Here is a 19,999-nt window from a genome sequence, read left to right on the forward strand (position 1 = left end):
TCTCGATCTCCTTCTAGACGCGCACCAGCGGCAGCCGACGCACCGGCGTGCCCGTCAGGACACGCCAGGCGTTGCTGACGGCGGGGGCGATGGGCGGGGTGCCGGCTTCGCCGATGCCGCCGGGATTGTGGGTGTTCACCGCAAGCTCGATCTCGACCTCGGGCATTTCGTTGATCCGCAGCAGGCGGTAACTGTCAAAGTTCTCCTGCGCGATGCGGCCATCCTCGGCAAAGGTGATCTCGTTGAACAGCGCCGCACTCAGGCCGAACCCAAGCCCACCTTCGATCTGGGCCTTGACCACGTCCGGGTTGACCGCGATGCCGACATCGGCAGCAACCCAGACCTTGTGCACGCGGGGTTCGCCACTCAGCTCGGACACCTCGGCGATATAGGCAAAATGAGACTCGTAGCTGGGATGCAGCGCAACGCCGTAAGCCTTGCCATCCGTCCCGTTCACCCCCTGCCAGTTCGCCATCTCGGCCACGCGTTCCAGCACCCGGCGATCCCGCGGGGACTTGTCGCCCAACAACTCCAGGCGCCCTTCGACCGGGTCCTTGCCCTGGCCCTGCAGCACCTCGTCCAGGAACACCTCGTTGGCGAAGGCCGTGTGCGAATGACCGACCGATCGCCACCACAGATGCGGCACCTTGCTGTCGGTATGCACCCAGCGGGCCTCGAAGGCGCCGAAATCGTAGGGTTTGTGAATCGCTCCCTCGACCGAGAACGGGTCGACACCGTTCTGGATGATGGCCTCAAAGGCCGATCCGCCCATGATGCTTTCAGTCGCGAACGTGTTTTCCCAGCCGATGATACGGCCAGTTTCGTCCAGCGCAGCACGGTGGCGATGCACGACCTGCGGACGGTAATACCCACTCTGGATATCATCGCTGCGGGTCCAGACCAGCTTGTAGGTACCTTTGCCACCCGCCTTGGCCACTTGTGCCAGCTCCTGCGCGAATTGCCCGTCGTATTGCGCACGTCGGCCAAAGCTGCCGCCGGCCAGCAAGGTATTGATCGCCACGTTTTCCAGCGGGATGCCGAGGATGTCGGATGTGACCATCTGGTCGACGCTTTGCATCTGGCTGCCCATCCAGATCTCAGCCCCGTCTCCGCGGTGCTCGATCACGCCGTCCAACGCTTCGAGCGGTGCGTGCGCCAGGAATGGCAGGCGGTATTCGGCTTCGATCACCTGGGTCGGGTTTTCGAACGCGCCACTCAGATCGCCATAGGTCTCGGCCACGACGCCTTCACCGTCGCGCGCGGCAGCGGCGACCTCTTCCAACTGCGCTTCAGCCGACCGGGTTTCGGCCTCGCTCAGATCCCAGTCGATCTCAAGCGCATCGCGCCCCTTGAGGGCGGAATAGGTGTTTTTTGCATAGACCGCGACGCCGGTCGGGATCTGCGCGACCTTTTCCACACCATCGACCGCCAGGGCCGCCGTGGCGTCGACCGACGCGACCTTGCCGCCGATCCAGGGCGAGTGGGCCACGACGACGGTCAGCATGCCCTCGCGGTAGACGTCCAGCGTGAACTGGGCCTCGCCGGTGGTCTTGATCGCGCTGTCGAGGCGGCGCACCTCTTCCTTGCCGATCAGGACGAAATCGGCCGGGTCTTTCAACGTGGGCTCGGTGGGCGGCGTGCTTTCGCTGGCCGCGGCGACCAGTTCGCCGAATTGCGCGGTCTTGCCGCTATTGGCGTGGCTGATCACACCGTTGGCAACGGTGAGCTCCTCCGCTGAAACGCCCCATTCACGGGCGGCCGCATCAACCAGCATCGCGCGGGCGGCGGCACCGGCCTGGCGCATCTGGGTAAAGGCGTTGCGAACCGAGGTCGACGCGCCGGTGCCCTGAATGCCGAAGGCGAAGTTCTGATAGGTTGCCGTGTCGGCGGGCGCGTGCTCGGCGCGCATCTGCGACCAGTCGGCATCCAGTTCCTCGGCGACCAGTGTGGCGAACCCGGTGAACGGGCCCTGACCGAATTCGATGTGTTTGACGATCACGGTCACGGTGTTGTCTTCGCCGATACGGACAAAGGCATTGAGGTCAACGGGACCGGTTGCAGCTGTTGTGGCCATCCTGTTGCCCATGGGCAGGTGCGCTCCGATGATCAGCGCGGCACCACCGGCAAGAAAACCACGGCGGGAGGGAGAGAATGCGGTCATGGGTCAGCCCTCCAACATCTTGGCAGCTTCGTGGATCGCTTTGCGAATACGCACATAGGTGGCGCAGCGGCAGGCGTTGCCGGCCATCGCATAGTCGATATCCTCATCGGTCGGATTGGGGATCTCGGTCAGCAGCGTGGCGGCGGCAATGATCTGGCCGGACTGGCAGTAGCCGCATTGCGGCACGTCCAGGTCGACCCACGCCTTGCGCACGGCGTCCGCCTCGGGGCCCTCCAACGCCTCGATGGTCTGAACATCCGATCCCTCCAGCGCCTCAACAGGTGTCACGCAGGACCGCACAGGCATACCATCGACCATCACCGTGCAGGCACCACATTGCGCAATGCCGCAGCCGAACTTGGTGCCTGTCAGGCGCAATTCGTCTCGCAGCGCCCAGAGAAGCGGCGTATCGCCGGGCACGTCAAGCGCGACCTCTTTGCCGTTTACTGTCAATTCTGTCATCAATCTTTCCTCTTTTCGGGTTGGCCGGCTGAATGCACGTCGCGACGCCGTGGAAATGCCGTTCATCGCTACGGCGACCAGATCACGCTGAGATTTGAACGATAAGGTTACGAAACTCAACCGGTTTACTTTTAGTAACCTACAAATTTTACTTCACTTTCACATTTCACCGGCAAACGTGCATAAAATTGCGTGAAACACCGCCAATTCGAGCGTTGAGTGCCACGTTTGCCGCCAGCGCCCGGCTTGCCGCCTGTTCTGAAAGTTTCGATTGCACGAAAATTTCTCCCTCAGCTTGCCAGTTCCACGGATGCGTCCCTGAGCGTTAAGTCGTGAAGTTCGAGCGCATCACCGTTCAGGCGAACGGCCTGCTTGCGCCGCCAGTCGCCCATCTCTTCGGGGAAGTCGCTGCGCATATGCGTACCGCGCGATTCCCGGCGCCGGCTCATCGCCAGGCACATCGCCTCGGACAGGCGGGCCACCCGCGCCAGACGCCGCGCTTCGGCGAAACCGCCCAGATCGGCCCAGCCGAGCGCCGCGATCTCTGCCTGCAGCGCGCGCAGCTTTTCCAACGTGTCATCCAGAAGCGCCGCGTTTCGCGCAGGGCCAAGACCGCTTTGGGTCAACTGACGCACCCGCGCCAGCAGATCGGCAACCGATCCGCCGTTTCCGTTGCGACGGATGGCTGGCGGATTGCCGGTGTCACGCGCCATGTTCGAACGCGGCTGCAGGTTTGCGGCGGCGTGACGACCGGCGATGGCGCCAAAGGTCATCGCCTCGACCAGCGCCGTGCCGCCGTGACGGTTGGCGCCATGAACACCGCCGGCGACCTCACCCACGGCATATACGCCGGGAATGGTGGTCTGACCGTCCGCATCGACCCGCACGCCACCGATCGTGTAATGTGACGACGGGGAAATCCGCACCGGCCGCGAACGGTAATCGGGCACGTGTTTCGACAGGAATGTCGCGGTCAGAGAATCCGGCGCCCATTCCTGATCAGTGGTGTCGCGGAAATCAATAAAGACCTCGCGCCCGCTGATGATTTCCGACTGGATGATGAAGCTGAGGAAATCCCAGTTGTGCAACGCAGCAAGCGCGGATTGACCCGGCCCCATATGTTTGAGGATCAGGTCTTCATCATCCGAGTTCACCAGCTTCGCCGTCGATGGATAGTCAGGATAGAGGAAGATCGCCGGCGCGCCTTCTTCGTTCACGGCAAGCGGGTAGAACTGGATGAATTCCATATCGACCAGCTCGGCCCCGGCCTCCAGCGCCATCGACTGCCCATCGCCCAGCAGGTTCTGCGGCGTGTCGGTGAATTCGTAGACGCCCTGCATCCCCCCGGTGGCCAGTATCACCGCGCGCGCCGCAATCCAGACCGGCTCGCCGTCGATATCGGCCCAGACGCTCGGGCCATCGCGATGCAGCGAAAGCGCAGACCCCCTGATCCGCCGCACGGTGCTGGCCTTGACCGCCTTGCGCAACTGCGAAAACAGCGCCGTGCCGTGGGTCGAGGAGAACTCCATCATCAGCCCGGTCATGTCTTCGGCGCCATCCGCGCCGTAGGTGTCCTCGAGGATGTCCTTACCGCGCATTCCCGTTGACCGCCGCACCCGAAAACCCCGCGGCGCGCGATCGACCGGGATGTCGTATTTGGCGATGATCGCGCCCATCTCCGCGGGGGCGTCATCGACCAGCCGGCGAAGCAACGCGGTATCGCATAACCCCTTGCCGGTGACTTCCGACATCGCGTCGAACACGTCATCCTGGGGAAAGCCGTCATGGGCCGCATAGGTGAGAAAACCGGTCGAGATCGCCGTCGAGGAAGCCTGCCCGTTAAAGAGCAGGACAACGTCGGCCCCCGCCTCGTTTGCCGCAAGGGCGGCGACCTGGCCGGCGCTGCCCTCTCCAATGACAAGAATGTCGGTTTCGATGATGTTGGTCACGTTCGACTCCTCAGCTCTTTCCCAACACGTTAAGGCGATGGCGCTGCGGAAAGATCAGAAGCCGGGTTTTTTGCCCGAATTTTAATTCGTTTTGTTTCAGCTGGTTAACAAGACCGCAGAAAACTTGCGTCGCGAAATGGTATCAGATTTGATATCTATAGGGTCAGATTTGATACGATGTCCATCCCCGGAAGAAGGTGCTGGAGCAAATGGAATCACTGACCGGCGAAGATGTTCTTGAGACCCTCCCCTTTGGCGTCCTTCGCGTAGAGGACGACCGGATTTCATACGCAAGCCGGATGTTGCGCAGCCTCTTCGACGGCGCGCTCAGTACCCTGCCGAAGCTGATCGAGGCCTACCCGGAGCTGGACGATCTGCACAAGCTCGACGGCGCCGGCAAATCACCTGTCTGGCTGAATGTTAACGCCACGATCTTCTGCGTCACCAGCCAGCGCCGGGAGATCTTTACCGAATACTATTTCCTGCCCAGTTGGTTCGTTTCAGGTACCGACACCGGCCTGGAAGCGCTGCAGAACCACTATGATGATTTCGTCGAGATCTTCGAGAATTGCTTTGACGGCATTTATGTCGCGGATGGGGCGGGCCGCACCCTGTGGCTGAATGCCGGTTTCGAACGCTGCTACGGGCTGAGCGCACGAAACTTCCTGGGTCGCAATGCCAGCAAGCTTGAGCGCGAAGGCTATGTGGAACCGCTGATTACCTGGAAAATCATCTCGACCAAGAAGCGCCAGACGGCCCTTCAGACCACGAAATCCGGCCGCAAGGTGCTTGCCACGGGCATTCCGTTATTCGCGCAGGACGGGTCCGTCCGGCGTGTCATCATCAACTCGCGCGACACCACCGAACTGATCGAGATGCAGGACAAACTGAACGCTGCAGAGCGCGAGATACAGAATTATGAACGCGAGCTACGGCAAATCCGCGAAAGGGCCGCGCAGGACGGCGAGCTGATTTGGTCAAGCGACACGATGCAGGAGGTCGTGCGCCTGGCCATGCGCATCGCCGGAACCGATGCCGCGACGTTGATCACCGGGCCCACCGGTGCCGGAAAGCGCAAACTGGCAGACCTGGTATTTCGCTACAGCAAGCGCAGCAAGAAAAGGGTGCTGCGCGTCGGGTTCGGGAACCTGCCCGAGAGCGCGCTCGACGCGGAACTGTTCGGCCGGGCCGATAGCCCGCCGGGTCGGCGCGACGATGGCTTGCTGGCGCGCGCTTCCGGCGGCACCCTGGTGCTGGAACGTATCGACCTGATGCCACCGCTGATCCAGGAAAAGCTGTCCAGCTGGATCCGCAACGAGGAGACGCGGCGCCGGCACAAGGGGCCGGATCTGCGTTTGATCTCGACAAGCCGCACCGACCTCGGGGTCTTGGTAACCCAAGGGAAATTCCGCGAGGATCTGTTCTTTCGGCTCGGCATTGCCCAGATCGATATCCCGCCGCTGAATGGCCGGGTCGCCGATATTGCCAGCCTGGCAAAGCATTTCCTGGATGCGTTCAACACCCGATACGGCGCGCAGAAAACCTTTGAGCGGGCAGCCATAAACCGCCTGTCCCGATGGCCGTGGCATGGCAATGTCCGGGAATTGCGCGCGATCGTCGAAAGGTTGGTGGTGACCGAGACCAGCACGCGCCTCAACGCCAGCCATGTCGACTCCGCCCTCAACAGCTCTGTCACCCTGAACGCAGGGCCAGGTCAAATGCCCAAGGGAGCATCGGCAGAGAACATCCGCCAACAGGTCCAGAGCTATGAGGCCGCCTTGCTGAAAGAGGCGGTGGCGAAAGCGGGCAGCATCCAGAAAGCATCGGTAGCAACCGGAATCAGCGTATCCACGATCAAGCGCAAACTGGCGTGGTTGCGGCGACAGGCAAACGCGGCGTGACACCAACCGGGAAAAGCCGGTCTCGATTCAATGAATGCCCTTCTCGGCCGTCGGCCGGTCAGCTGTGCTGGTCCTGCTTTGCCAGGCTGACCCTGCTGCTGGTGAAACCACCGACCGCCGCCGCGACGATATCCTCGAATCTCGCCACAACGGCATCCGTCGCGCCCTTGCCGTACATCCCCAGTATGGCCGACGAGGATATGGCCAGATACTGGATTGCCCCGATCATCTGAAACACCCATGCGCGCACCTCGTCGACAGGCGCGGCCTGCCCGCGGGGCGTGCGCCGCGCCAGTTCCACAAGCTTGTCGAGATAGGGTTTCATCGGCCAGGTCCGCGCGTCTTCGTGGCTGTCCAGAAGCGCCCGGACCACCAGCCGCGCATCATCCGGCTGTGACAGGACGGAAGTCCGGAAGCGTGTGAAATAAGCCAGAAGATGGTCGGCCGGGGCGGGCCTCTCGGCAGCGTCAATCTCGGCGCATTGGCGCATTGCCAGGTCCGTCAGCACCTCGGCATAAAGCCTTTCCTTGGTACCGAAGAAGTGCAGCAAGGCCTGCTTGGTAACCCCCGCCTCTTGCGCAACTGCCGCCAGGCTTGTGCCGTGATACCCCGCTGCCGAGAATTTTTTCGCGGCGATGGCGATATAGGCCGCGCGCGGTTCGTCTTTGCTTGTCATTCGGGCACTCGCTTTTTTGACGTTGCGTAGCATAGTCTTGACGACTTACCAATCGGTAAGTTACTTACCAATCGGTAAGCATATCGGGAGGACAGCATGGACCGGCAAACCGAAATCACGCTCATCAAGGAAATCATCGGATTGGCACAGCAGAAATCCGCGTTTCTCGATGACACGATCGCGCATTCGCCGATCTCGCGCTATTCAAGCCCGGAAAGGTTTGAACGCGAACGCGCAATGCTGTTCCGGCGCAAGCCCGTCATCGCGGCCCAGAGTTCCGAACTGGAGGGTCCGCGATCCTTCGTGACGCGGGATTACCTGGGGTTGCCGCTGCTGCTGACACGGGACGATGAGGGCAAGGTCAGTGCATTCCTGAATGTCTGCCGTCACCGGGGCGCCAGACTGGAGCGCGAGAAAGCGGGCTGCAAACGCGTCTTTACCTGCCCCTACCACGCCTGGAGCTGGACCAATCACGGCGAACTGCGGGCCGTTCCGCAAGAGGCGCAGGGGTTCCCCGACCTGCCCCGCGCCGAGCGTGGATTACGCCGCCTGCCCTGTACCGAGGCGCATGGCTTTGTCTGGATCATCGCCAATCCGGATGCCGCCGAGATACCCGATATTGACGCGTGGCTGGGTGGTCTCGCCGGTGATTTCGACTGGATCGGCCTGGCAGATCACCGTATCGCGGCCATCGAAGAGGTCCATGTCGCCGCGAACTGGAAAGTGCTGGTCGAAGGCGGTCTTGAGGCCTATCACTTCCGTGTCGCGCACAAGAATACCATTGGCCCCTACTTCCCTGACAACCTGTCCACCTACACGATGTTCGGGCCGCATCTGCGCGCGATCCTGCCGCGAAACGCCATGCCGGATCTTCGCGACACGCCCGAGGAGAACTGGCAGATTCGACGGGATGCAAACATTCTCTATGCGCTGACACCGACGACGCAGATGCTGGTTCAGCAGGATCACGTCATGTGGTTCCACTTCGAGCCCCTGTCCGAGGCAGCGACCCATGTCCGCATGGCGACGCTGGTGCCACGCTCCGCGCCCCAAACCGAAGAGATGCAGGCGCATTGGGAAAAGAACCAGAAAATCACCGTGACCGCGCTGATGGAGGATTTCGAACTGGGTGAGGAGATACAGGCGGGCTTTGCCTCGCGCGGCAATCCCAGCCACCTCTTCGGCCGTTTCGAAGGCGCGCTGAACCGGTTCAACATTGCGGTCGAGGAGATAATCGCCAACTAACCGGTACAAGATCCGGCCACGGCCGCCGGGTCAGTACTCTGCCCGCATCACGCCGCTGATGAGATTCTCGGCATAAAGGCGCCGCATGAAATCGGCGCCATCCCCCACAGGTCGCAAGCCTTCGATCAGGGCAGCCAGCCTGGCTTCCTTCTTTCTGTGCAGATCTTCGGCCTCGGCAACGCTCACGGCTTCGAAATTCAGCGTTGTGCCAGCCCTGGCACGGGCCAGGCGTGACAGGTCCGCCGACGCGATGGTGGCGATTTTCGGATAACCGCCGGTGGTTTGCCGGTCTGCCAGCAGAATGATCGGCAAGCCGTGGCCCGGCACCTGGATCGAACCGGTGACGACACCGTCGGACGGGATGTTGAAACCTGACCGGTGTTCGATCGTCGCCCCCTCCAGCCGCATCCCCATCCGGTCATTCTGCGGGCTGACCGTGTAGGTGGCTGAAAGGAATGTCTCGATCCCGGTTGCGGAAAAGTAGTCGGCCTGCGGCCCCAGCACCACACGCACCGGCCCGTCATCGCCATCCATTGCGCCTTGGGCCAGTTCAAGATCGGCGCCCGCCGGCGCGGCATCCCGCGCCAGGGGCAGCATATCCCCGTCGCGCAGCGCCCGGCCCTCGAACCCGCCAAGTGCCGCCGGCGCGTAGGTCGCGCAGCTTCCGAAATGATGCCGTGCCTCGAATCCGCCAGCCACCGCAAGATAGGCCGTGGCGGTATCGCGCAGCGCGCCGATCCCGAAGGTCGCGCCCCGCGGCAGGGTAACGCTGCGGCCTGCCGGGACAGTGCTCAGATCTGCGCCGCTGACGTCCAGCGCATCATCCGTCCCGGTCAGGGCCACCCGGACGCTTTCCGCCTCGACGCGAAAGGACGGGCCGAAGCCGCGAAGCTCGAGCGCGCCTGTGCCGGGCGTGTTGCCCACCAGCGCGTTCGCCAACCTCAGCGAAAACCCGTCCATCGCACCGGATACCGGCACGCCAAGCGCCTGCGCCCCGTAGCGCCCCAGATCCTGCAGCGAGGTATGGATCCCGGCACGTATCACCGTCAGCGCCGCGGTCATGGTGAGCGCCCCGTCTCGGGGGTGAGCCGATAGCGCTCTCGCTGGTCATAGAGCCGCTGGAATTCGTTCTTCGAGATCGGCTCGAACACGACCTCGTCACCCGGTTGCAGAAGGGTTGGAAATTCGTCATCCGGCCGAAAGAGCGGCAGCGGCGTGCAGCCGACGACATACCAGCCCGTGGGATTTTCCACCGGATAGACCACCGTTCTGGCGGTGGCCGTCAGAACAGACCCGGCGCGGACCTTGCCGACCGGGTTCTGCCGCCGGGGGATCGACAGCGCCTCGGGCAGATCCCCCAGGTAAGGTTGGCCCGGGACAAAGCCGAGCATATAGACGCTCTGTACCGTCCCGGTGAGCGCGTCCAGGATTTCCGCCGTCGAAAGACCTGTCTGACGCGCGACCTCCTGGAGGTCGGGCGCAAAACCGTCCTGGTCGAAACATACGGGCAGGCGCCAGCGGTCCGGTTCGCGAAGGCCGCCGCCGTCCAGATCGCCGGACAGCCGCCCGATGCCATCCACAAGTTCTGCCTGCGAGGTCCGGCCCGGATCGTAATGCACGGTCAGGGAGCGAAAGGTGGGCACAGTTTCGATCACGCCGCGAAGGGGTTTTTCGGCCAGCAGCCGATGCAGCTGAAGCGCGCGGGCATTCGTGGCGCGGGGGCTGTCGCCCTCGAATTGCACCGTCAACCCCGTGTCGCCAGCGGGCAGGTAGCTTATGTTCACTTGCGTCATTTGCTCATTGCCTGGGATGCTGGGGTCAGTCGGCCCTGCCCTTTCAGCGCAACGTCTTGTGCATGGGAACAATCCCGATTCCGGCGCCTTCCAGCTGGTCGCGCAGGCTGCGCGCGATATCCACCGCCGCCGGGCTGTCCCCATGAACACAGATCGTATCGATCGGCATCTCGATGCGCTTGCCCGACAGGCTTTCGATTGCGCTCTGCTCGATGAACTTCAGGATGCGCGGACCCGCCACCGCCGGATCGTCGATCATCGCGCCCTCAACCCCGCGCGGCACCAGCATGGCGTTGTCGTCATAGGCACGATCGGCGAAAATCTCGCGCGCCATGCGCAGGCCAAGCCGCTCGCCGGCCTTTTCCAGTTCGCTTTTCGGCAGCACGACAAACAGCAGATCGGGGGCAACCGCCTTGACCGCCCGCGCGGCGGCCATGGCGAGGTCTTGATCGACACAGGCCATGTTTCCCAGGGCGCCGTGGATCTTGTAATGGGTCACCTCGGTGCCGGTCGCCGCCGCCATGCCCTGGATGGCGCCAACCTGATAGATCAGCATCTTTTCGATTTCCGAGGGATCGCCCACCCTGATTTGCCGCCGGCCGAACCCCCAGAGATCGTTGAAACCGGGATGGGCGCCGATGCCAACACCGCCGTCGCGGGCCAGTTCAAGCGTGCGGTGCATCACCAGAGGGTCGCCGCCATGAAACCCGCAGGCCACGTTGGCCGAGGTGATGATCCGCAGCATGTCCGCGTCATTGCCGATCGTGTAGGCGCCAAAGCTTTCGCCCAGGTCCGAGTTGAGATCGATAACCGCCATGTCAATTCCTTTCAGATACGGCCCCGTGTCACCTAGCCCCGAAACTCGACCAGGGACGGCAGGTAGGTGACGATGCCGGGAAAGAGCGTGATGAGGAAAACCAGAGCAACCATTATCAGGAAGAACGGAAATGTCGCCCGGGCGATGCGGCCGATTTTCTCGCCGGTCATTCCCTGGATCACGAACAGGTTGAACCCGACGGGTGGCGTGATCTGCGCCATTTCCACCACCAGCACCAGAAAGACGCCAAACCAGATCTTGTCGAAGCCCGCGGCAATGATCAGCGGCAAGGTGATCGGCAGGGTCATGACGATGGTCGACATCCCCTCAAGCACACAGCCAAGACCGACATAGAAAACCAGCAGCAGCATGATGAGCATGAAGGGAGACAGCTCAAGCGCTGAGATCTCGGCAGCAACGACGCGCGGCACCCCCAAGAAACCCATTGCAGAAGAAAGAAACGATGCGGCCGCGACGATCAATCCGATCATCGAGATCGTGCGGATCGAGCCATAGGCGATCTGAACGATGTTCTCGCGCGTCAACGAGCCTTGCAGGCCGCTGACGATAAGCGCCCCCAGCACGCCGACCGCGGCGGCCTCGGACGGGCTGGCGATGCCGCCATACATCGAGCCGATGACGGCGACGATCAGGAACAGGACCGGGCCCAGATCCTTGAGCGCGATGATCCTCTGGCGCCAGGTCGCCGCCAGTTCTTCGGCCGGTACCTTGCCGGGATCAATGCTGGCCCGCAGCCCGAGATAACCCATGTAGCAGCCCGCCAGCAGCAGGCCGGGTACGATACCCGCGATAAAGAGTTTCAGGATCGAGGCCTCGGCCAGAACGCCGTAGATGATCATGATGATCGAGGGCGGGATCAGAAACCCGAGCGTCCCCGCCCCGGCCAGCGACCCCATTGCCAGGTCCTTGTCATAGCCGCGCTTGAAGAGTTCGGTCATGGTGATCCGGCCCACGGTGGCGGTGGTCGCCGCGGAGGAGCCGGAAACGGCGGCAAACAGGGTGCAGCCCATGACATTCACATGCAGAAGCCGGCCGGGCAGCCGCGTTGTCCAGGGCGTGAGGCCGGAAAACAGCAGTGATGACAGTTTCGAGCGAAACAGGATTTCGGCCATCAGGATGAACAATGGCAGGGCGATCAACTCGGGCGTGGTCGAAGCATTCCAGGTGATTTGTGAAAACAGCTTGTCAACGGGCAACCCCTTGAAGATCGACAGGCTGACCACGCCGACAAGATAGAGCGCAAGGCCGACCCACACACCGGTCCCCAGTGACAGGACCAGCAACAGGACGATGGTAAGAGAAATGAGTACGATCACGGCGGCCTCCCCTAGCGCTATTCCGAGCCAAAGCTTTCGATGGCGGTTTCGTCATCGGGCGGCTCGCCCAGGAACAGGCGCAGCAGCCGTGCGATCATTTGCAGCGCCAGCAGCACGAGACCGAAGGCAATGGCACCTTGGGGGATGGCCAGCGGCGTGGCGTCCACCGTGGGTGAAACGCTGCCATTGGCGTAGGACCGCCAGGCGAAAGCGACCATGGCATTGGCGGCAAACAGCGTCAGCCCAACGCCGATAAGGGTTGCCAGGATCTCCATGCCCCATTGCCCCTTTGGCCCCAGCAGACCACGGAACAGCGCCACCCGGACGTGACCTCCGGTGCGCAGGGTGTAGGGCGCGCCGCAAAAGATGGCGACGGCGAAAAAGTAGGCGCTGAATTCCCAGGCAAAGCTCAGCGAATGGTCAAGGAAGGTCCGCGACACGATTTCGGCGATGATCAGCACCGCTATGCCGAAGATGAGGATCACGGACAGGATGGCCATCACGCGGCTTAACCGGTCAAGCATGTCAAGCAATCGGAGCATGGTCGTAACCTCCCTCGATGGTCCCCGCGCAGTTAGCGCGGGGTCGGTCGGTTTCGGAAAGCACGGACAGGATCAGTTGCCTGACTTCGCCGCGTCGAACGCATCCAGCGTCGCCTTGGCGGCCGGAATCTGTTCCAGGAATGCGGCGCGCTGCGCCTCGGTGGCGGCCTTCATCTCGGCCAGCATTTCCTGACTTACCTCGACGATATTCATTCCGTTATCGGCAAGCACCTTCATCTTCGCGGCGTCCTCGGCCCGGCTGACTTCCCAGAATTCAGGTTCGAGACGTGCAGCCGCCTCTTCGATGGCGGCGCGGTCTTCCTCGCTCAGCCCGTTCCAGGCATCAAGGTTGACGGTGATCGCGTCAGACGACCAGACATGTCCGGTCGGGTAGAAATAGTTCAGGAATTCCCAGAACTTACCATCCACGCCGGAGCTGGCCGAGGTTGTCACGCCGTCGATGGTTCCCGCAGCCAGCGATGGTACGACCTCACCCCAGGGCAGCTGAACCGCGGTCATGCCAATCGCATCAAAGAGTTCGGTCGTTGATTTGCTGTAGGTGCGGATCTTGATGCCGGACAGGTCGTCAAGCGTGCTCGCCTCGTTCTTGGTAAAGATGCCTGGCGCCGGCCACGGCACGATATAAAGCACCTTCTGATTGTGGCGCGCGGCAACCTCCTCGACGACGGGACGGAAATGCTCATGCAGATCGCGCAGCTCGTCATATCCCGACACCAGGTAGGGAATAGATTCGATGCCAAGGATCGGCTCTTCGCCGACTTGCTGGCTTAGGTAGACATCGCCGATCGGCGCCAGGCCGTCGCGGATCACGCCCAGCATTTCCGGCCCCTTGAAGCCCAACGAACCACCCGGGTGGACCGTGATATTCACGCGCCCCTCAGTTACCTTTGCGACTTCCTCGGCAAAGGTCATGGCATTCTTGGTGTGAAAATTGCCATCCGGCCAGGGCAGCGGCATGTCCCAATCTTCGGCCAGCGCAGGCAACACCGTGCCGACAGCAATCGCGAGGGCCCCGAGGGCCGATTTGCAGCAGTTCATCATGTCTTTTCCTCCGTGTTAGGTTGGCAGGCACCGGTGTCTGTCGTCCTCCGACGCGTACTTTTTTTGTTCAGTCACACCACGGGCCCATGTCAGCCCGCGATCTTGCGATAGGCATCACCCAGCCGGCGAATACCTTCGCGGATGGTTTCAGGATCGACGTAGCTATACGAAAAACGCAAGAAGTTTCCGGGGTCTTCGACCGGAAAGCAAAGGCGCCCGCTGCCGATTTCAACACCATGGCTTACCGCCTCAGCAGCCAGTGCATCGCCCGATACCCCCTTGGGAAGCTCGGCCCACAGAAAATACCCGCCCTGCGGCCGGCGCACCTTGGCATCCGGCAGAAACTCGGCCAAGGCGTCAATCATCGCATCGCGGTGGGTGCGCATGGTTTTCGTGACGATCTCGATATGCTCGTGCAGTTTGTTGGAGCGGATCGCCTCGATCACAAGCCGTTGGGTAAACGGGCACGAGCCGCCGTCGGATTTCTGCAGCGCCATGCGGCGGACGATTTCCGGCGCGCCAATCGCCCAGCCGATCCGCAGGCCCGGCGCCAGGATCTTGGAGACCGTGCCGATGGCGACGACCATGCCGTTCTGATCCATGGATTTGATCGGCGCAATCGCCTCGCCCTCGAAACGGATGCGGCGATAGGGATCGTCTTCGAGGATCACGAACCCAAACTGCTCGGAGAGCCGCAGCAAGTGTTTTCTGCGTTCAAGCGACATGGTTATACCGGTGGGATTGTGAAAATCCGGCACGTCAAAAAGCAGCTTCGGCAGCGTTTCGGCATTGGCGCGCATGGTTTCCAGCCGTTGTTCCAACAGATCCGTTCGCAGGCCGTCATCGTCCTGCGGGATCGCGACGATATCCAGGTTATGCGACCGTAGGCATTGCAATGTTGTCATGTAGGTCGGCGCCGTAACGATAATCTTGTCCCCGGCTTCGGTGAAAACCCGGCAGGCCAGATCAGTCGCGTGTTTGGCGCCGTTCGTGATCAGGACGTTTTCCGCGTTACATTCCACACTGTCCTCGCTGACATAGGCGGCAATCGTCTCGCGCAGCTCCGGCAACCCCATCAGGGGCCCGTACTGCATGACCTCGGCAAGGTATCCCTGCGCAGAAGAGGCCGCTTCGCGGGACAGGTCCGGCAGGATCGGCGGATAGGCCGATCCGACGCTCAGCATGATCACGCCCGAGGCGTGGTCATAGACCGATTTTCCCAGAACCTCCGCGCGACGCGAAAACCTGTACCTGTTCATTCCCATGTGCTGACCCCTCTCAACTCTGCGCCAGGTGGCATTGTCGGCATGTGTTGCACATTATATATAATGTATAATCAACGCAAGGAATTCGGCTGAACCTATCCAACTTGCGAAAACCAAAGGGATTTTGGGCAGCAACCGTACTGCGCGGCGCATTCTACCGGACGAATCGGCCGGACCGGACCGCCTTACTACTCGGCCGGTGGTTGCGTACGTTGCAGGTATGAAATCAGCGCCTCAAGGCCGTTGGCCAGATGACGCCTCTGGGCGGCGGCGCTCGCCTCGGCATCGCCACTCTCGATCGCAGAAATCAGTTTCCGATGTTCGGAAACAGAGGTCGCGATACGCCCGGCCTCGCCCCATAGCGCATACATGGGAAAGGATGATTTCACCCGGTCAATCGTCCAGACCAGCGCCGCGTTGTCGCTTGCCTGAAAGATGGCTCTGTGAAACGCCCGGTCCAGCGGATTGATCTCGGCCGGGTCGTCCTCGGCCGACATGATCTCAAGCTGACGGTTCAGTTTCGTCAGTTTCTTTACCAGATCAGGTGTGGCGTTTTTGGTGGCCAGGCGCACGGCCTCTTCTTCGAGCATATGGCGGACGGAAAAGATTTCGCGCAATCGCCGTTCGTCGATCTCGGAGACCTTGATCGAGTGGTGTTTATGCCGTTCGACGATACCGTTCCCGGTCAGCACCAGCACCGCCTCGCGGATGGGCGTGACGCTCAGTCCCAGATCCTCGGAAATCTGACGCTGGCTGACCACCTGACCGGGCCGGTAAAGCCCTGCCTCGATGGCGTTTCGAATGGCGATCTCGGCCACTTCCCGCTTGGTCAACTGCTCCGGCACGGAATTGGAACGCTGCGTGTTCATGCTAACCATTCGTGACTTGTGTTTCTTGTTGTCGGCTCAGGGCAAGCATAATTGAGCGATCCGAGAATTGGAAACCTGTTGACTGGCCAGCAGGAAATTTGACCCGCGCAGCAGCGCTCAGTCTTGTCGGACCAAGCCCAACCTGGTTTTCCCGTCAACGGAAATACGTGTTGTCTGACGGTGACGTGACTCTCCCGCGCCAGTGTGGTTCCTCAGCGGCGCGGGAGAGGTGCCTGTCAAGCGAAGGCTACGCCGTCTTCCACCATTGGCAGGGCAGTGACCAACTCTCCGGACAACGCGGCAATGGCGTTGGCCAGCGCGGGCGGCGCAGGTGGTGTTCCCGGCTCGCCGACGCCGGTCGGCGCCTCTGCAGAGGGCACGATATGCACGTCGATTTGTGCGATATCACCAATGCGCAGCGGCTCGTAATCCGGGAAATTGTACTGATCGACCGCACCATCGGTCAGCGTGATCTGATCGCGCATCGCATGGCCAAGCCCGTATCCGATCCCGCCTTCCATCTGCGCACGGACGACATCCGGGTTCACCGCAATCCCGCAATCCACCGCGCAGGTCACTTTCTCGATCTTGATCCCGTCGTCGGGATTGCCCGAGATTTCGACGACCTCTGCCACGTAGGAGCCAAAGGATTTGTGCACGGCAATGCCTTGCACACGCCCGTCCGCGACAGTGCCCCATCCCGCCTTTTCAGCGGCAAGCCGAAGCACACCTGCCTTGCGGCGTTGATCGGGGTCGGTGCTGTCAGCCAGATAGGCCAGGCGGAACTCGACCGGATCAGCACCGGCTGCCTTTGCGGCAAGATCCATCATGACCTCCATCGCATAGGCCGTGTGGGTATGCCCCACCGAACGCCACCACAGGACCGAGGTTGCCTTTTCCGTATCGGTCAGGCCGATCGCCATGCCGGGGATCTGGTACGGGCTTTCAGCGACCCCTTCGACCGAGGTGAGGTCGACGCCATCATGCACCATGAAGGCCTCAAAAAGGGTGCCTTTGATGATCGGTTGCCCGGCCACCTGATGCTGCCACCCGACTATGTCGCCCGCCGCGTTCAGCCCGACGCGCACCTTGTGGCCGAAGGCCGGGCGGTAATACCCGCTGCGGATGTCATCCTCGCGCGTCCAGACCAGCTTGACCGGGCGCGATCGGTCGGTGAGCACAAAGGCCAGCGCCGCCTCGACCTGGTAATCCGCGTCTGGCGTCGCACGGCGCCCGAAGGATCCGCCTGCCAGCATCGTCTTGATGTGGATTTTCTCGGCCGGCAGGCCAAAAATCTCCTGATAGGCCATATGCGGGCCGGTCGGCATCTGGGCACCGTCATGCAGGATGATCTCGCCCTCGGCGGTCTGTTCGATGGTGCAGTTGAGCGGCTCCATCGGGGCATGGGCCAGAAGCGGGAAGTAGAAGGTCTTTTCGATCACCTTTTCAGCCCCGTCGATCGCCGCGGAAACCGCCGCGACATCCGCCTTGTTGACGTTATACGTCGCCTCGGCATCCAGCGCGGCCATGATCTCGGCCTTGATTTGGTCCGAACTGCGGGTTTCCGCGCCGGACATGTCCCATTCCACTTCCAGCGCATCACGCGCCTGGATGGCGGCCCAGGTGTTCTCGGCATAGACCGCAACGCCCGCGCTGTTGGGCAGGACCGCGGCATTGATATAACCTTTCACCTCTTTCGACGCGCTGTCATCAAAGCCGATGGCCGTGGCGCCACGCGATTCCGGGCGCTTGATCATGGCGACCATTTGGTTGGGCAGATGGACATCCATTGCGTACATCGCCTGTCCGTTGCCCTTGATCGCGGAATCCTTGCGGCGGATCGAATCGTTGCCGATAAGGTGGAACTCCGACGGTTCTTTCAGGCGCGGCTCGGCCGGCGCCTCAAGCTGCGACGCGGCGGCGACGAATTCGGCAATCGGCGCGGATCTGTCACCCGCCTTGACGATGCCTTCCTCGATGGTGATGCCGGTCCGATCCACGCCCCAGCTTTGGGCGGCGGCGGCAATCAGCATTTCGCGCGCGGCGGCGCCTGCCTGACGGTATTGCAGCCACGAGTTTGCCATCGCGGTGGACCCGCCGGTGCCCTGGAAGGCGCCGAACAGCAGGTTGTTATAAATCTGGGGATTGGATGGCGCGAATTCATACTCGATCTGGTCCATGCGCAGACCGATTTCCTCGGCAATCAGCGTTGGCAGGCCCGTGGCCGGCCCCTGCCCCTTTTCGAAATGCTTGACGATCGCGGTCACGGTGCCGTCGGCATCGATCTTGACGAAGGGGTTGAATTGGGCGGTTTCACCGGATGCCGCCGCCAACGCGCCGTCAGTGCGGATACCGACAACCAGGGCAGCGCCAACCGCAGCGACACCTTTCAGAAAGCTTCGGCGTGAAGAAGTCAGTGTCATTGGTCAGCCCTCCAGGATTTCTGCAGCGCGGTGGATACCCGCGCGGATACGTTGATAGGTTGCGCAGCGGCAGGCATTGCCGGACATGTAGTCATCTATCTCTTCGCTGCTGGGTTTTGGGTTCTCCGCCAGCAGCCCAACCGCCGACATGATCTGACCGGACTGGCAATACCCGCACTGGACGACATCCAGTTCAATCCAGGCTTGCTGAACCGCGGCGCCGATTGCGGTTTCGCTCATTGCTTCGATCGTCGTGATTTCAACGCCTTCCACGTCTTCTACATAGGTCTGACAAGAGCGGGCGGGCGCGCCATCAAGATGCACGGTGCAGGCGCCGCAAGAGGCCACGCCACATCCGAATTTCGTCCCTGTCAGTTTCAATTCATCGCGGATCACCCACAGAAGGGGTGTGTCCGGTTCAGCATCGACAGTTCTTGGCTCGCCGTTAAGGTTAAGGGTAAACGCCATGTGGCATTCCTCCGGTTTGGCTAGGGGTGATTTGCTGAGTGTAAACTAGCGAGTTTACCTTATGCCTTGATCGGGCAGATGTAAACTCTAAAGTTTACCCATATATTTGACGACTACAGAAACGCGTGGTTATTAACTGTTCTCATGATCGACCAACACTCTTCAAACGACTGCAAGCATTCCCAGATCATCGACGCCGCCGTGGCGGAGTTTCAGGAGAATGGTTTTGCCAATGCCAGCATGGACCGCATCTCGGCCCGTGCCTCGGTATCGAAGAGGACGCTCTACAAGCACTTCGAAAGCAAGGAGAATTTGTTCCGTTCTATCGTGTTGGAACTTGCGGGCCGCTTCGAAGGCATGCAGGACATGAGGTATGTGAGCGACAGGGATATTCGCGAGCAATTGCTGGAACTGGCCTGGGCCGAAGGTCGTATCCTGCTGCGGCCGGACGTCATTGCGATGTCCCGGATGATCATCAGCGAAACCTTGCGCAACCCGAAACTGGCGGAAGAGGCGCAAGGCAAGCTGGACAAGACGGCGACCTTCGCACGCATGTTGAAAGACGCTGATTCCGACGGGCAGCTGGACGTGGTTGACGCGGAAGCGGCGGGACAGGAATTTATTGGATTGATCAAAGCCAAAGCGTTCTGGCCCATGCTGTTCAACGGGTCCGTCGTGAGTGAGCCCGAGATGGCCAGAATTGTTGAAAGCGCCGTCGACATGATGATGAGCCGATACGGCAAGACCTGACGGCGCAATGCAGACAAGGGCTGGTATCCGCCTCTGAACGGGGTATGGGCTGACGGATACCATGCGCGTTTGACGCCTGCGGCACGGGCGCACCAAGCGAACCGGCCCCTGCGCACCGCGACGACTGCGCCGTTGATCCACTCATTCTCGCTTGCGTACGCAGCGCGATCCTGATGCGGCGCTTTGCGGCGCTCGTCATGATTTCTTGCTCGTTGGGGCTAGCCAGGAAACGGCGATTCAATCATATTGGGAATATAAGGTATAATTTACTACTTTAAC

Annotated in this window: 17 protein-coding genes; 3 read left to right on the forward strand and 14 right to left on the reverse strand. The window is 61.5% G+C overall.

Annotated features, from left to right (window positions below):
• Positions 1-13 precede the first annotated feature (13 nt).
• From AAFO92_RS13365 to AAFO92_RS13375, 3 genes are all read right to left on the reverse strand, one after another.
• A complete protein-coding gene (locus AAFO92_RS13365; RefSeq protein ID WP_347535915.1) occupies positions 14-2,161 on the reverse strand; it encodes a xanthine dehydrogenase family protein molybdopterin-binding subunit in 2,148 nt (715 codons plus the stop codon).
• Positions 2,162-2,164: 3 nt separating this feature from the next.
• Positions 2,165-2,623, reverse strand: a complete 459-nt coding sequence (locus AAFO92_RS13370; RefSeq protein WP_347535917.1) for a (2Fe-2S)-binding protein — start codon at positions 2,621-2,623, stop codon at positions 2,165-2,167.
• Between the two features lie 290 nt (positions 2,624-2,913).
• The gene (locus AAFO92_RS13375; RefSeq protein WP_347535919.1) at positions 2,914-4,572 is read right to left on the reverse strand and encodes an FAD-binding protein; all 1,659 of its coding nucleotides are present in this window, start codon (positions 4,570-4,572) and stop codon (positions 2,914-2,916) included.
• 209 nt (positions 4,573-4,781) lie between these two features.
• On the opposite strand from AAFO92_RS13375, the gene AAFO92_RS13380 reads away from it, so the two are divergent.
• Complete coding sequence (locus tag AAFO92_RS13380; protein ID WP_347535921.1) at positions 4,782-6,473, forward strand: sigma 54-interacting transcriptional regulator; 1,692 nt, start codon at positions 4,782-4,784, stop codon at positions 6,471-6,473.
• Positions 6,474-6,531: 58 nt separating this feature from the next.
• On the opposite strand, the gene AAFO92_RS13385 is transcribed toward AAFO92_RS13380, so the two are convergent.
• Positions 6,532-7,149, reverse strand: a complete 618-nt coding sequence (locus AAFO92_RS13385) for a TetR/AcrR family transcriptional regulator (protein ID WP_347535923.1) — start codon at positions 7,147-7,149, stop codon at positions 6,532-6,534.
• Between the two features lie 96 nt (positions 7,150-7,245).
• On the opposite strand from AAFO92_RS13385, the gene AAFO92_RS13390 reads away from it, so the two are divergent.
• Complete coding sequence (locus AAFO92_RS13390) at positions 7,246-8,394, forward strand: SRPBCC family protein (RefSeq protein WP_347535925.1); 1,149 nt, start codon at positions 7,246-7,248, stop codon at positions 8,392-8,394.
• A gap of 30 nt (positions 8,395-8,424) precedes the next feature.
• Here AAFO92_RS13390 and AAFO92_RS13395 read toward each other — a convergent pair whose 3' ends face one another.
• The 10 genes from AAFO92_RS13395 to AAFO92_RS13440 form a co-directional block, all read right to left on the reverse strand.
• Positions 8,425-9,456 carry a biotin-dependent carboxyltransferase family protein gene (locus tag AAFO92_RS13395; RefSeq protein ID WP_347535927.1) on the reverse strand — a complete coding sequence of 344 codons (1,032 nt, stop codon included), beginning with the start codon at positions 9,454-9,456 and terminating at the stop codon, positions 8,425-8,427.
• Positions 9,453-10,187, reverse strand: coding sequence for an allophanate hydrolase subunit 1 (locus AAFO92_RS13400; protein ID WP_347535929.1), 735 nt, complete (start codon positions 10,185-10,187; stop codon positions 9,453-9,455). The genes AAFO92_RS13395 and AAFO92_RS13400 overlap by 4 nt, the downstream gene beginning before the upstream one ends.
• Before the next feature lie 43 nt (positions 10,188-10,230).
• Positions 10,231-11,004, reverse strand: coding sequence for a 5-oxoprolinase subunit PxpA (locus AAFO92_RS13405; protein ID WP_347535931.1), 774 nt, complete (start codon positions 11,002-11,004; stop codon positions 10,231-10,233).
• 32 nt (positions 11,005-11,036) lie between these two features.
• Positions 11,037-12,338 carry a TRAP transporter large permease subunit gene (locus AAFO92_RS13410; RefSeq protein ID WP_347536379.1) on the reverse strand — a complete coding sequence of 434 codons (1,302 nt, stop codon included), beginning with the start codon at positions 12,336-12,338 and terminating at the stop codon, positions 11,037-11,039.
• Between the two features lie 20 nt (positions 12,339-12,358).
• Positions 12,359-12,883, reverse strand: coding sequence for a TRAP transporter small permease (locus AAFO92_RS13415; RefSeq protein WP_347535933.1), 525 nt, complete (start codon positions 12,881-12,883; stop codon positions 12,359-12,361).
• Positions 12,884-12,955: 72 nt separating this feature from the next.
• Entirely contained in the window at positions 12,956-13,945 is a 990-nt protein-coding gene (locus AAFO92_RS13420; RefSeq protein WP_347535935.1) for a TRAP transporter substrate-binding protein, read from the reverse strand.
• 89 nt (positions 13,946-14,034) lie between these two features.
• Complete coding sequence (locus tag AAFO92_RS13425) at positions 14,035-15,210, reverse strand: PLP-dependent aminotransferase family protein (protein ID WP_347535937.1); 1,176 nt, start codon at positions 15,208-15,210, stop codon at positions 14,035-14,037.
• A 188-nt stretch (positions 15,211-15,398) separates the two neighbouring features.
• Complete coding sequence (locus AAFO92_RS13430) at positions 15,399-16,079, reverse strand: GntR family transcriptional regulator (RefSeq protein WP_347535939.1); 681 nt, start codon at positions 16,077-16,079, stop codon at positions 15,399-15,401.
• Positions 16,080-16,315: 236 nt separating this feature from the next.
• A complete protein-coding gene (locus AAFO92_RS13435) occupies positions 16,316-18,502 on the reverse strand; it encodes a molybdopterin cofactor-binding domain-containing protein (RefSeq protein ID WP_347535941.1) in 2,187 nt (728 codons plus the stop codon).
• Between the two features lie 3 nt (positions 18,503-18,505).
• Complete coding sequence (locus tag AAFO92_RS13440; protein WP_347535943.1) at positions 18,506-18,970, reverse strand: (2Fe-2S)-binding protein; 465 nt, start codon at positions 18,968-18,970, stop codon at positions 18,506-18,508.
• A 144-nt stretch (positions 18,971-19,114) separates the two neighbouring features.
• Here AAFO92_RS13440 and AAFO92_RS13445 point away from each other — a divergent pair, with 144 nt between their 5' ends.
• Positions 19,115-19,720 (forward strand): TetR/AcrR family transcriptional regulator, encoded by a 606-nt coding sequence (locus AAFO92_RS13445; protein ID WP_347535945.1) that lies wholly within the window; start codon positions 19,115-19,117, stop codon positions 19,718-19,720.
• Positions 19,721-19,999: the final 279 nt, after the last annotated feature.

The sequence above is a fragment of the Roseovarius sp. CAU 1744 genome, from assembly GCF_039839345.1.
Taxonomy (GTDB): Bacteria; Pseudomonadota; Alphaproteobacteria; order Rhodobacterales; family Rhodobacteraceae; genus Roseovarius.

What these genes read in the sequence shown, in the direction of transcription:
- AAFO92_RS13365 (WP_347535915.1), bottom strand. Translation starts at nt 2,161, where the DNA reads ATGACCGCATTCTCTCCCTCCCGCCGTGGTTTTCTTGCCGGTGGTGCC.
- AAFO92_RS13370 (WP_347535917.1), bottom strand. Translation starts at nt 2,623, where the DNA reads ATGACAGAATTGACAGTAAACGGCAAAGAGGTCGCGCTTGACGTGCCC.
- AAFO92_RS13380 (WP_347535921.1), top strand. Translation starts at nt 4,782, where the DNA reads ATGGAATCACTGACCGGCGAAGATGTTCTTGAGACCCTCCCCTTTGGC.
- AAFO92_RS13385 (WP_347535923.1), bottom strand. Translation starts at nt 7,149, where the DNA reads ATGACAAGCAAAGACGAACCGCGCGCGGCCTATATCGCCATCGCCGCG.
- AAFO92_RS13390 (WP_347535925.1), top strand. Translation starts at nt 7,246, where the DNA reads ATGGACCGGCAAACCGAAATCACGCTCATCAAGGAAATCATCGGATTG.
- AAFO92_RS13395 (WP_347535927.1), bottom strand. Translation starts at nt 9,456, where the DNA reads ATGACCGCGGCGCTGACGGTGATACGTGCCGGGATCCATACCTCGCTG.
- AAFO92_RS13400 (WP_347535929.1), bottom strand. Translation starts at nt 10,187, where the DNA reads ATGACGCAAGTGAACATAAGCTACCTGCCCGCTGGCGACACGGGGTTG.
- AAFO92_RS13405 (WP_347535931.1), bottom strand. Translation starts at nt 11,004, where the DNA reads ATGGCGGTTATCGATCTCAACTCGGACCTGGGCGAAAGCTTTGGCGCC.
- AAFO92_RS13415 (WP_347535933.1), bottom strand. Translation starts at nt 12,883, where the DNA reads ATGCTCCGATTGCTTGACATGCTTGACCGGTTAAGCCGCGTGATGGCC.
- AAFO92_RS13420 (WP_347535935.1), bottom strand. Translation starts at nt 13,945, where the DNA reads ATGATGAACTGCTGCAAATCGGCCCTCGGGGCCCTCGCGATTGCTGTC.
- AAFO92_RS13425 (WP_347535937.1), bottom strand. Translation starts at nt 15,210, where the DNA reads ATGGGAATGAACAGGTACAGGTTTTCGCGTCGCGCGGAGGTTCTGGGA.
- AAFO92_RS13430 (WP_347535939.1), bottom strand. Translation starts at nt 16,079, where the DNA reads ATGAACACGCAGCGTTCCAATTCCGTGCCGGAGCAGTTGACCAAGCGG.
- AAFO92_RS13435 (WP_347535941.1), bottom strand. Translation starts at nt 18,502, where the DNA reads ATGACACTGACTTCTTCACGCCGAAGCTTTCTGAAAGGTGTCGCTGCG.
- AAFO92_RS13440 (WP_347535943.1), bottom strand. Translation starts at nt 18,970, where the DNA reads ATGGCGTTTACCCTTAACCTTAACGGCGAGCCAAGAACTGTCGATGCT.
- AAFO92_RS13445 (WP_347535945.1), top strand. Translation starts at nt 19,115, where the DNA reads ATGATCGACCAACACTCTTCAAACGACTGCAAGCATTCCCAGATCATC.